Source organism: Helicobacter sp. T3_23-1056, from assembly GCF_053654535.1.
In genome coordinates, this window is sequence record NZ_JBSIUU010000007.1 from 55,619 (window position 1) to 67,342 (window position 11,724).

The 11,724-nt window shown below is 40.4% G+C and carries 15 protein-coding genes; 6 read left to right on the top strand and 9 right to left on the bottom strand.

Going from position 1 to position 11,724, the window contains the following annotated elements; all coding sequences use genetic code 11:
• Window positions 1–105: 105 nt before the first annotated feature.
• Window positions 106–909: a response regulator transcription factor gene (locus ACWIUO_RS05040; protein WP_454176827.1), complete on the top strand. Its 804-nt coding sequence runs from the start codon at window positions 106–108 to the stop codon at window positions 907–909.
• Window positions 851–2,926, top strand: a complete 2,076-nt coding sequence (locus tag ACWIUO_RS05045; RefSeq protein WP_454176828.1) for an ATP-binding protein — start codon at window positions 851–853, stop codon at window positions 2,924–2,926. Before ACWIUO_RS05040 ends, ACWIUO_RS05045 begins: the two co-directional genes overlap by 59 nt.
• A 316-nt stretch (window positions 2,927–3,242) precedes the next feature.
• Here the strand turns inward: ACWIUO_RS05045 and ACWIUO_RS05050 are convergent, their stop codons facing one another.
• On the bottom strand, window positions 3,243–3,428 hold the full coding sequence (locus ACWIUO_RS05050) for a hypothetical protein (protein ID WP_454176829.1): 186 nt from the start codon (window positions 3,426–3,428) through the stop codon (window positions 3,243–3,245).
• Here ACWIUO_RS05050 and ACWIUO_RS05055 point away from each other — a divergent pair.
• Together ACWIUO_RS05055 and ACWIUO_RS05060 are read left to right on the top strand one after the other, a co-directional pair.
• Complete coding sequence (locus ACWIUO_RS05055) at window positions 3,403–3,711, top strand: hypothetical protein (RefSeq protein ID WP_454176830.1); 309 nt, start codon at window positions 3,403–3,405, stop codon at window positions 3,709–3,711. The genes ACWIUO_RS05050 and ACWIUO_RS05055 overlap by 26 nt on opposite strands.
• A gap of 8 nt (window positions 3,712–3,719) precedes the next feature.
• On the top strand, window positions 3,720–3,881 hold the full coding sequence (locus ACWIUO_RS05060; RefSeq protein WP_454176831.1) for a hypothetical protein: 162 nt from the start codon (window positions 3,720–3,722) through the stop codon (window positions 3,879–3,881).
• Here ACWIUO_RS05060 and ACWIUO_RS05065 read toward each other — a convergent pair.
• From ACWIUO_RS05065 to accB, 6 genes are all read right to left on the bottom strand, one after another.
• Window positions 3,839–4,126, bottom strand: coding sequence for a hypothetical protein (locus tag ACWIUO_RS05065; protein WP_454176832.1), 288 nt, complete (start codon window positions 4,124–4,126; stop codon window positions 3,839–3,841). The two genes, ACWIUO_RS05060 and ACWIUO_RS05065, sit on opposite strands and share 43 nt — an antisense overlap.
• A gap of 277 nt (window positions 4,127–4,403) precedes the next feature.
• Entirely contained in the window at window positions 4,404–5,159 is a 756-nt protein-coding gene (gene kdsB / locus ACWIUO_RS05070) for a 3-deoxy-manno-octulosonate cytidylyltransferase (protein ID WP_454176833.1), read from the bottom strand.
• Between the two features lie 65 nt (window positions 5,160–5,224).
• Entirely contained in the window at window positions 5,225–5,971 is a 747-nt protein-coding gene (locus tag ACWIUO_RS05075) for a di-trans,poly-cis-decaprenylcistransferase (protein WP_454176895.1), read from the bottom strand.
• A 350-nt stretch (window positions 5,972–6,321) separates the two neighbouring features.
• On the bottom strand, window positions 6,322–7,065 hold the full coding sequence (locus tag ACWIUO_RS05080) for a hypothetical protein (RefSeq protein ID WP_454176834.1): 744 nt from the start codon (window positions 7,063–7,065) through the stop codon (window positions 6,322–6,324).
• A 139-nt stretch (window positions 7,066–7,204) separates the two neighbouring features.
• On the bottom strand, window positions 7,205–8,734 hold the full coding sequence (locus ACWIUO_RS05085) for an acetyl-CoA carboxylase biotin carboxylase subunit (RefSeq protein ID WP_454176835.1): 1,530 nt from the start codon (window positions 8,732–8,734) through the stop codon (window positions 7,205–7,207).
• A complete protein-coding gene (accB, locus tag ACWIUO_RS05090) occupies window positions 8,735–9,223 on the bottom strand; it encodes an acetyl-CoA carboxylase biotin carboxyl carrier protein (protein ID WP_454176836.1) in 489 nt (162 codons plus the stop codon).
• A gap of 142 nt (window positions 9,224–9,365) precedes the next feature.
• Here accB and dcd point away from each other — a divergent pair, with 142 nt between their 5' ends.
• Together dcd and ACWIUO_RS05100 are read left to right on the top strand one after the other, a co-directional pair.
• Window positions 9,366–9,935: a dCTP deaminase gene (dcd, locus tag ACWIUO_RS05095; RefSeq protein WP_454173369.1), complete on the top strand. Its 570-nt coding sequence runs from the start codon at window positions 9,366–9,368 to the stop codon at window positions 9,933–9,935.
• A gap of 187 nt (window positions 9,936–10,122) precedes the next feature.
• A complete protein-coding gene (locus ACWIUO_RS05100; protein ID WP_454176837.1) occupies window positions 10,123–10,266 on the top strand; it encodes a hypothetical protein in 144 nt (47 codons plus the stop codon).
• 114 nt (window positions 10,267–10,380) lie between these two features.
• Here the strand turns inward: ACWIUO_RS05100 and ACWIUO_RS05105 are convergent, their stop codons facing one another.
• The gene (locus tag ACWIUO_RS05105; protein ID WP_454176838.1) at window positions 10,381–10,773 is read right to left on the bottom strand and encodes a hypothetical protein; all 393 of its coding nucleotides are present in this window, start codon (window positions 10,771–10,773) and stop codon (window positions 10,381–10,383) included.
• A 47-nt stretch (window positions 10,774–10,820) separates the two neighbouring features.
• Window positions 10,821–11,567 carry an AAA family ATPase gene (locus tag ACWIUO_RS05110; protein WP_454176839.1) on the bottom strand — a complete coding sequence of 249 codons (747 nt, stop codon included), beginning with the start codon at window positions 11,565–11,567 and terminating at the stop codon, window positions 10,821–10,823.
• Window positions 11,568–11,724: the final 157 nt, after the last annotated feature.

Genomic DNA, 11,724 nt, shown 5'->3' on the forward strand with positions numbered 1-11,724 from the left:
AATTGTAAAATCTTTGTAAAATCTGCTTTTGTAAGAGATTTTGGATAAGAAAAAAGGCTAAAATTTCAACAAATCCTACTCATACCAAAAAGAGCAAAAATAAAAATGGAGCAAGATACAATGCTAACGCACAATATAGGACAGAATCTAACCCAAGCGCATAGTCAAAACGCGCTACAAAATAGCGCGCAAGAGAGTAATCCCGCGACAAAAAAGACGCAATATAACGCTCAAAATCTTGTCTATATCCTAGAAGATGACAAAAATATCGCCGAGCTTGTGGCGTATGCGCTAAAAAATAGCAATCTAGATTCTGTAATGTTTGAAAACGCGACTAGCCTTTATAGCGCGCTAAAAGCGCAGATTCCCCAAGTGCTGATTTGTGATATTATGCTACCAAATGAAAATGGGCTATCCGTGATACAATCGCTCAAATCAAACCCCAAATACAAAGACATCGCTATCATCGTGCTTAGCGCACTAGGAAGCGAATATGACAAAGTAAGCGGGCTAGATTTGGGCGCAGATGACTATCTCACAAAGCCATTTTCTGCCCTTGAACTCATCGCACGCGTAAAGGCGCAAATACGCCGAAACAACGCCTCCCCACAAAGCAAAATCTTGCAATACAAAGGGCTAAAAATACAGCCAAACTCGCATAAAATCAGTGTCGATGAGCAAGAATGCCACCTCACAAACAAAGAATTTGAGTTGCTTGTTTTACTTTTCACCCACCAAAATAATATTTTTAGCAAAGATGAACTGCTTGAATCTATCTGGGGATACAGCGTGGAAAACACGCGCACGGTGGATATGCACATAAGCTCACTTCGCACAAAGCTAGGGATTTATGGCAAATGTATCACAAATATTCGCTCTGTGGGGTATCGATTTGATGAGGTTTTATAAACGCTCTGTGGAAAAGAGTAGCCCAAGCACTCATAGCCACAACGCCCAAAATCTCATAACCCCCCAAAGCCCCAAAAATCACGCCAAAATCCACCCCACGCCACAAAGCAATCAGCAAACCAAACATAGCCCAAATACCCAAACAAATCTTAGCCAAAATCCCCATACAATCTACAAGCCAAAGAGTTTATCGCGCAGGCTTGTGGCGTGGATTTTTGGGCTTATCGTAGCGGTGCAATCTCTTAGCATACTCATTAGCGCGGTGTTTTTGCACCAAGCGCATAGAGAGGAGCAATTTAGCGAGCTAGAACGATACGCAAACAAACTCGCAATATCGCTAGAGCAAAGCCTAGCGCAAAATTTCTTTTTTGACAAGCTAGATTCTCCCTATCGCGTGAGTTTGATTAGGCTAAATGGAGAAGTGATTTTTGATAATAGGCTTAGCATCGCAAGCCTTGATAATCACTTAGAGCGCGAGGAAGTGCGAAATCTACTGCAAGGCAGGGGCGGTAGGGCGGTGCGCCTTTCAGATTCAGAATTGAGAGAAAATCTGTATTTTGCACGCTTTGTGGAGGTGGATTTGCCCATAGATTTTCAACCGCAATCCACGCCACAAACGCTCATTTTACGCATTAGCACGGAGAAAGATTCGCTTTTTGTCGTGCTCAAAGATTTTGCCCCGCTTTTTGCCACACTGCTAGTTTTTAGCGCGATTGTTAGCGTGGCTCTTGGCTTTTTGCTTGCACGCAAAATCTTGCACCCTATCAAAAATATCGATTTGTCCCACCCCATTCGCACCAATCCCTACACCGAGCTCCACATTTTTATGCAGCGCATCTCCAAGCAAAAAGGCAAAATCAAAAAGCAATTAAAGCGCATAAAGCAGGGCAAACTGCGCTTTGAGCTTATCACGCAAAATATGAATGAGGGCTTTTTAGTCCTTGATAGTGCGGGCAATATCACGCAATGCAATGAGAAAGCGTTGCAGATTTTGCGCTTAACGCCAAATATACAACATATCAATATTTTTGCGTTTTTGCGTGAGTTTGGCAATGCGGTGCAAAATAGCATAGATTCTGGAAATGAAGCCTTTGAAATCAGCATAAATGAGTATTTTTGCCACACGATTTGTATGCCCATTTTTGTGAAAAACAGCCTTAAAGCGATAATGATTTTGCTCTTTGATAAAAGTGCCCAACGCGATATTTTGGCATTGCGAAAGGAATTTAGCGCAAATGTAACCCACGAGCTAAAAACGCCTCTATCTGTCATACTCACAAGCAGTGAAATGCTCTGCAGTGGGCTCGTGCAAGAGCGCGACAAAGAGGAATTTATCGCCAAAATCTACGCAGAATCTAAGCGACTTTTAAAGTTGGTTGATAAGATTTTGAAAATCTCATTTTTGGATAACGCGCTTGATAAAAATGGCGGTGAAAAAGAGCGCGTGAATCTCGCAAGTGTCATAAAGCAGATTTTGCCAAATATTGAAAATTTGGCGCGTGAAAAGGGGGTAAAATGTGAGTTTGTGGAGTGCGGCGAGATTGCGGAGCTTGGGGAGTGTGTGGGGCGTGAAATGGGGACACAAGAGATTTTGGGAATCCCTGCGTTGCTTGAAGATATGGTGTATAATTTGTGCGAAAATGCGATTAAATATAGTGGCGAAAATGGCGTGGTGAAAATCATTTTGGGGCGCGAAAAAGATTTTAAGAAAGATTTTGAGAGTGGAGGAAGTGGCGAGAAAATGGACAAGACTTTGGGCGAAAGTGGCGCAAGTAGTGATGATGGCGTGGTGTTGCGCGTGGTGGATAATGGCATAGGAATCGCGCCAAATGAATGTGAGCGAATCTTTGAGCGATTTTACTGCGTGGATAAGTCGCGCTCTAAAAATTTGGGTGGCAATGGCTTGGGACTTGCCATAGTCAAGCGCATCGCTAAAATCCACAACGCCACAATCGCCGTGCATAGCGAATTAGGGAGGGGAAGTGAGTTTGTCATCACATTTTCAAAGATGGTGTAAATGCCTTAATCTACCTGCTTACAAACTGCTAAAACTAACAAATTCTCAAGCCCCCAAAATCTTAAAAAGTGGGTTTAATCTTTTTTATTTTTGGTTCTCAAAAATAAAAAGTTAAAGCATAAAAACATTTGATAGCAAAATCTAAATTTTTTTGCCATAGTTGCGCTATTTAAAGCCTCCATTTAAAACTTTGTGGGCTTTTTTTGAAAGGCTTAGATTTTGACAAAAATCTTATTTGTAGCAAATTTTGTTGTCATTGCGCGATTCTAGGCTTTTGTGAAAAAGGCTAGAATCGTGGCAATCTATATTGCTAAAATCACAAAATATGTTTTTTTTGAATCTGTAAAGTGTGGATTGCCACGCTCGTTTCACTCGCTCGCAATGACGGATATTTCTTTGTCATATTGAGCGTTAGCGAAATATCTCTACTTACATTTTGAGGTTTTGAGATACTTCGCTTACGCTTAAGTATGACAATGTTTTTTTGTTTATGGATTGCCACAAATCTGCTTCGCTACGCTTTGCAGATTCTCGCAATGACGGATATACCCACCCCCCTAGCCCCCTCCGCAAGGGAGGGGGAAAATTTTGGCAATTCCGCAAAGGGAGGGGAAAGAGGCAAAATGCTCTGCAAAGTAGGGGGAATTTTTATCGTCATTGCGAGAATTTACGAAGTAAATTCGTGGCAATCCACACTTTACAAATTCAAAAAAAAAAAAAAAAACATATTTTGTGATTTTAGCAATATAGATTGCCACGCAAGTCTTACGACTTGCTCGCAATGACGGAACTTTTGACAAATCAGCTCGCAATGACGAAAAAAACCCACCCCCTTAATCCCCCTCCGCAAGGGAGGGGGATTTTGGATTTTGCTTGCGCAACTGCGCCTACTCGCGCTTACGCGCTGAATAGCTACTTCGTAGCTGCGGGCTTGTGCCACGAATTTACTTCGTAAATTCTCGCAATGACGGATATTTCGTTATCATATTGAGCGTTAGCGAAATATCTCTGCTTACATTTTGAGGTTTTGAGATACTTCGGTTTCTTGCGAAACCTCAATATGACAATGTTTTTTTTATTTATAGATTGCCACGAATCTACGCAAAGCGTAGATTTGCACAATTTTGATTTTGTAGTAGAGTTTTTGTGTGGTTTATGGGGGTTTTTATGTGCTATGATTTTGTCGGCTACCAAATCCACCAAAATCCACTAAAGCGTTAAAATCCACAACTTCAATAAAATCTATGACAACTCCCCAAAACTCCCCAAAACAACTAAATTCTTTAAGAATCTAAAATCTAAAAAACCAAAAATTAGCCAAATTTTACAATCTAAAAATCCCACAAAAAACCCACAAAAAAAACCTCTAAAAAAAACAAAAAACTCTAAACCCAAAACCTCTTAAACTCAAAAAAAAACCTCAAAAATCCAAAAAAATCCGCATAGATTCTAACGCAACCAACCCCCCAAAAATCCGCTATCTGTTGCCAAATCTTGCCAATGCCATCTCTAAATCCTCTTTGGTGTCTATGCCTATGCTTTGGCTTTGCACGATTGCCATTTGGATAGTCTTGCCCTGATAGATTGCGCGGAGTTGCTCTAGCTTTTCGATATGCTCTAGCGGGCTAGAATCTATGTCATTTGGTAGAGCGCAAAACTCACGCAAAGACTCCACACTATACCCATACACCCCTAGATGTCCATAATATGTCGCGCTATTTTGTAGATTTTGTGCCTTGTCTTTGTCTCGCCAAAATGGAATCACAGAGCGCGAAAAATAAATCGCTTCATTTCTAGCGTTTAGCACCACTTTGACAAGGTTTGGATTGTGTGCTTCTTGCTCGCTTATCTCTTTGGCACAGCTTGCCATAAAGGGAGGATTTTTGCCATTTGTTTTTTGCATTAGATTTTGCAAAGTTTTTATCACGCTAGATTCTAAAAACGGCTCATCAGCTTGGATATTTATGATGATTTCATCGCTTTTTAGCCCTAGTTTTTGCGCAGCTTCATTGCACCTATCTGTCCCGCTTTGGTGGTGCTTTGCGGTTAGCACGGCTTTTTGCCCCGCTTTTTTGCAGATATTTAGCACCGCTTCATCATCGCAGGCTATGCAGACTTCATCGACTTTGCTCGCATTTTTTGCGGTTTTTATTAGCATCGGTTCGCCTTGTATGTCGGCTAAGATTTTATTAGCAAAGCGCGTGGAGGCAAGCCTAGCTGGGATAATTATCATTTGTTGCTCCTTGTTTTTTGTGGTTGGTGGATTTTATGCTGGATTTTGTTTTTTAGATTTTGCTATCATAGCCCGCCAAATCTCCGCACCCTCTTGCCAAAATCAATGATGATTTTTTCTAGCTCTTCTGTGTAAAAATCTGGGAAAAAACTTTTGCTAAAAAATAGCTCTGCATAGCTAGCCTGCCACAAAAGGAAGTTTGACAATCGCTGCTCCCCTCCCGTGCGGATAAGCAAATCCACACTAGGCAAACCGCAAGTATCCAAATTTTGCTCGATAAGCGATTGGATTTTGGCAGAATCTAGTTTTTGTCGTGGATTTTTGGGTGGATTTTGGCTTAGATTTTGTTGGATTTTGGCAAATGCGCGGGCTAGCTCATCTTTTGAGCCATAGTTTAGGGCTAGGGTTTGGGTTAGGTTTTTGTAGTTTTTGGTGCTAGATTCTAGGTGTTTGATTAGGCTTTGTAGTTCGCTACTAAACGCGCTTATATCGCCGATAGCGCGGAATCTTATTTGGTGTTTGTGATATGTTTTTGCCTCATTTTTTAGGTATTTGCCAAGTAGTTTTAGCAAAAAATCTACTTCTTGTTTTGGGCGATTCCAATTCTCTGTGGAAAACGCATAAAGCGTAAGATAAGCGATATGATTTTTGGCACACCAAGTAGTGATTTCGCGCACTCTTTTTGCCCCCTCTTTGTGCCCAGCTTTGCGTCCTTTGCCACGATTTTGCGCCCACCTGCCGTTGCCATCCATTATGATAGCTAGATGAGATAGATTTGGGCTAGTAGCTAAGAGGGGGTTAGATTTTGACATTTTGTGCCTTTTTTGCTTTTTAGATTTTATGCTTTTTTGCGTGTCGTGGCAGTCGTGGTTTTTGTAAATGCGCATTATATCTTTAATAAAAAAACACTTTTTCCGCAAAGACAACGCACAAACATTTGGCACGCAAAATCAGAAATGATGATATTTGCTAAGCAAGCACTTTTGCCAAACGATGATTAAAAAAATGTTGTCATTGTAAATAATGCCCTTGCAAATAATGAAAGGCTAAATTATGCGCAAACCTCAAAAAAAAGTCTAAATTTACCTAAAATCTAAAAAAACAAAAAAATCTTAAATTATGTCTTGTATGATGAATAACAATTTTTCGCAAAATCTAGCATTTAGTGTAGGTTTAGCAGTTGCCACACTCTCTCGGCGCGAATCCCCCTCCCACCTTGTGCTGCCTTAAACTCCTCGCTTAGTAGCATATCTCTATTTGTTTTTTCATAGCTTTTATCGGTTTTTGCTAGCTCGTCCATTTCGCTTTGTGCGCGTTTGTAGAGGATTTTGCGTGCAGTTTTTGCGTGCAGTTTTTGCTCTTTTAGCGCGTCGGCATACTCGCGCACGCTATCAGTATTTTTGATTTCTAGGGTGTTTGGATTTGCTTTTTTGCCCTCTAGCGCGACTTCTGGGAGGATATTTGTATAGTCTTGGCTAAACACATTTTTGCCATTAAAATTTGCCCCCTCATATAGATTTTGCATTTTTTCATAGATTTTTTGAGATTCTTGCTCGATAGCCTGCATCGATTCATCATTTTCATTTTCCTGTGCTTCCTCTAGCTTTAGGGCTAGTTTTTCATAGTTTTTTTGGTATTTTTGTAGGCTATTTAGCGTTTTTGTCATTAGCTCTAGTTCGCCTAGCGCGATATTTATCGCGTTTAGGTTATGGTTTGTCGTATTATAAGATTTTTTGATAGAATCTAAATTTTCTAATGAAGCAGGTTTTGTTTTGAAAGATTCTGCGGATAGCGTTGGTCTTTGCGCGATTTTATCGCTACTTTGTGGGTTATCTGCATTACTTGTATTTGGGCTTATATTTGGCTCATTTATGCGCAATGGCTTAGAATCTGCTTTGATTTGCATTTGCTCTCCAAATAGATTTTGGTTATAAATGTCTTTGTGCTAAGTCAAAATCTAATTTTGCCCCGCACAATTTGCACAACTCACACAGCCCCTGCACAGCCTGCACAAAACACATTTATCATAGCGTTTGTTGCAAAGTCTATTCCATATCTTGTTCTAGGTATTTGGTGTGGATTTTGGATTTTAAGAAATCCGCATTCCCCATCATTTTGATATGAAATGGAATCGTGCTTTTGATTCCCTCTATCTTAAATTCCCTCAATGCCCGCTTCATTTTTGCAATCGCTTTGTTTCTATCCTCGCCCCACACGATTAGCTTGCCTATCATCGAGTCATAAAACATAGGGACGACATAGCCCGCATAAGCGTGGCTATCAAGCCTCACATTTGCGCCACCGGGCGTTATCCATTGGGTGATTTTGCCAGCACTTGGGTAGAATTTTTCAGGGTCTTCGGCGGTGATTCTGCATTCTATGCTGTGCCCGCTAAATGTGATTTCCTCTTGGCTTGGGAGCTTTTCGCCCTCCGCGATTCTTATCATCCACTCGACTAAGTCAAGCCCGCTTACCATTTCACTTACCGTGTGTTCGACTTGCAAGCGCGTATTCATCTCCATAAAGAAAAAATCTTTGTTATTAGAATCTAGCAAAAACTCAAATGTCCCAGCCCCCACATAGCCGATATGTTTGGCGGCTTTGACAGCGGTTTTTAGTAGATTTTCGCGCACCTCGGGTGCTAGCACCACAGCGGGGGTTTCTTCGATTAGTTTTTGTTGCCTGCGTTGTGCGGAGCAGTCGCGCTCGCCTATGTGTAAAACATTGCCGTGTTTATCGGCTAAAATCTGCACTTCGATGTGCTTTGGCTTGTTGATAAATTTTTCCATATAAATCGTGCCATCGCCAAACGCACTCAAAGCCTCGCTTTCAGCGGCAAGATAGAGGTTTTTTAGCAGGCTTTCATTTTCCACGATACGCATTCCCCGTCCGCCACCACCTGCTGCGGCTTTTAGGATTACAGGGTAGCCGATTTTTTGGGCGACTTCGTAGGCTTGATTATAGTCTTTTAGCGCACCATCGCTACCCTCTATCACAGGCACTCCCGCGTCTTTCATCACATCTTTTGCTTTGGATTTATCGCTCATTAGCACCATCACATCGCTACTAGGTCCTATAAACTCCACTCCGTGATGAGCGCAGATTTCGACAAAATGTTGATTTTCACTCAAAAATCCATATCCCGGGAAAATCGCGTCCGCATCGACTAAGGCTGCCGTGCTCATAATCGCAGGGATATTTAGATAGCTCTCGCTTGATTTTGCTCCGCCTATGCAGATTTTGACATCGGCTACATCAAGATAATGCGTGTCTTTATCCGCAGTAGAATAAATCGCAATGGCTTGCTTGCCCATCTCTTGAATCGTGCGTATGGCACGAAGCGCGATTTCGCCACGATTGGCTATGAGGATACGGTCTAGCTTTTTGGGCTTAATGGTTTGTTTTGCTTGTGGGGTGGATTTTGCGTTTGTGCTAGCTTTTGTCGTGCTAGATTTTGTGGGATTAGATTTTTGGTTTGGTGTAGATTTGCTTGTCATAGATTTTTCTTTGGTGGATTTTGTGGGGGTTTGGTTATGTGCCAATGTGCTGGCTTTGTCTTGGCTAGTTTGCTTCATTTATAGTTTTTCCACTTTGATTAGATGGCTTCCATACTCCACAGGTTGCCCATCATCTGTTTCTATGCTTAGGATTTTGCAGTCAAATTCTGCTTCGATTTCATTCATTATCTTCATCGCTTCGATGATGCCGATAGTCTGCCCTTTTTTAATCGTATCGCCCACAGCGACATAAGGGGCTGCCTCTGGGCTAGGACGATGATAAAATGTCCCAACCATAGGCGAGGTGATAAAATCACCACTTTTAGAGTTGGACTGGCTTTGGGTAGGTGTTTCATTTGTGATGGATTCTTGTGGCAAAGTCTGCGTAGGCTGTGCTACTTGGGTAGGAAGTGTGGCTAGCGGGGGTGGCGTGGGCTGCGCGGTGGGGGTCGATGGAGTGTAGCTTTTGTCTAGTTTTAGCTCAAAATTATCTTCTCTAAGGCTTAGTTTTGCTATTTGACTATTGTTAAAAATCTCAATAAGTCGTTTGATGTCTGCTAAATTCATCAAAAATCCTTTATGAAGCAAAGTAAATCTTGTATAATAGCATATTTACAAAAATAAAATGGTTAAAACGATATTTTAAACGATTTAAACCGCAAAATAGCAATCCAAAATACAACCAAAACCACCAAAAAAAAGGATAAAAATGGGGCTAAAATCTGATAAATGGATACGACAAATGAGCCTAGAGCACGATATGATACAGCCATTTTGCGAAAAGCAAGTAGGTAAAAATATCGTATCTTTTGGGCTCTCAAGCTATGGCTATGATATTCGCGTGGGAAGCAAGTTTATGATATTTAGCAATGTGGATTCTATGGTGGTAGACCCCAAAAATTTCCACGAAAATAATGTCATCACCAAAGAGGCAAAAGATGGATTTTGCATAGTCCCGCCAAACTCCTTTGCGCTCGCACACACGGTGGAGTATTTTAAAATGCCACGCGATACGCTCGCAATCTGTCTAGGCAAAAGCACTTACGCACGCTGTGGAATCATCGTAAATGTAACGCCTTTTGAGCCAGAATTTGAGGGGCATATCACTATTGAGATTAGCAACACTACGCCACTACCTGCCAAAATCTATGCAAATGAGGGTATCGCTCAAGTGCTGTTTTTTCAAGGTGATGAAATGTGTGAAGTGAGCTACAAAGATAGAGGTGGCAAATATCAAGGACAAAGGGGAATCACACTCCCTAGAATCTTAGAGAAATAATCAAAAAGAGGCGGATTTGCGGGGGGATTTTGTTTTTTAATAGATTTGGTTTAGGCGTTTGGGGGGAGTAAAGAAGTAAAAATAGTGTTAAGCAAAAATTGCAATCAACTTTTTAAGTTTTTAAGTGTAAAAAATCTAAATAAAATTTTTTAACATTTTTAACACTTGTTTGATTTTGCGTCTACCTATGTCTAAAAGTTATGCCAAATGCAAAGACATTCGCCCTGCGATTTTAGAAACCTTAAAACTTAGCAAAAAAACTAGCAAAATCTTGCAACCTAGCAAAACAGATTTTGCAAACTTCACCAAAACTTCACTAAAATTTGGCTAACTTTTGGCTACATTTTGCCAAAACCACAGCCATAACGCTAAGATAAAAATCTTAAAGCATTACGACTTGGATTTTAGGTTTATAAAGCCCGATACAAAGACTGCTTAAAGGTGCTTATTTTTTAAGTTTTTTAAGCTTAGATTTGCCTTTTTTGGCGACCTTTTTGATATGCTTCAAAACCGCTTCTTCGATAAACGCGCTTTTAGCCTCTGCATTTTTTGCAAAACTTTTGAAAAATGCTTCGATTTTTGCAAGTGATTTATCATTGACTTTGAAAGACAAATCTTTTTTGACTCTCTTCGCTACTTTTGCTACGACTCTTTTTGCGCCTGCCTTTGCTTTTGCCAAAGTGCGTGGCTTTTTCGCGCTTGCTTTTGTGGTGCGTGAGGCGGGTTTTTTGCTAGCTGTTCTGCTAGAGCTTGTTTGTGCTTTTGAGATGATTTTTTGAGCTTTTGGGCTACTTTCGATTTTGTCAATCTTGCTGATTTTGCTTCGTGTGTTTGCCATTGTGTCTCCTTGTGTCTTGGTTTGGGGGGATTAGAACTAGCTTTGTGCTATTTCTTTTTCTTAGAATTTGAAGATTTCAAAGTCGGCAAATCCCCGATTTTTGCAAACTCTGCAAATACTTCTTCAAATTCAGCCTTAGCTTTCGCATCGCTGTATTCAGAGATGCCTAGCCCCTCGCTAATGGCTCTCTTATACGCAATGCGCTCTTTTAGCACGCTCTCTAAAAGATAAAAACCATCTTTTACCCCAAGATTTTTTTGAATCTTTTCGATGGTTTTTTTGTATTCAAGCAAATCTTTGCCCAAAAATACATTCGTGCTAATTTTATTCATCAAAATTAAGATTTTTACTTCATCATTTATATCTTTGATTTCGGTTAGTGTTTGTAGCATTGTTTGCAACACATCTACATCAAGTTGAGAAGGCGTGGTAGGCAAAATGATAGAATCCGCATAAAGCATCGCTTTTCGCGATTCTTGGCTATCGATACCGCCTGTATCGATGATGATATATTCATACAATTCCAAAAATTGTTTTAAGGATTCTGCGATATTGCCTGTGCGATTTGAGAGGGTAAAATATTTTAGATTCTTTGTGGAGTTTGATTCGGCTTCACGGATATTTGTAAAAGTCTCGATGCTTTTTTGAGGGTCAGTATCCATCACAAGCACTTTGCTAGAAAATTCTAACAATTTTACCGCTAGATTTATGGTTATCGTGCTTTTTCCAGAGCCACCTTTTTGGTTAGCCACAGTGATGATATTGGCTTGGTGCATATTGCTTTTTTTAGCCATTTTTGTTTGCCTCCTTCATCTTGCAAACTATTTTACAAACCATTTCACAAACTTTCATTTCAAACTCCACGATTAGAGCAAACTTTTGATTAGAAGTAATATATCTTTTTTCATTTAAAAAAGCAATATTTAAACTACAAAAAATAAAAAATTACAC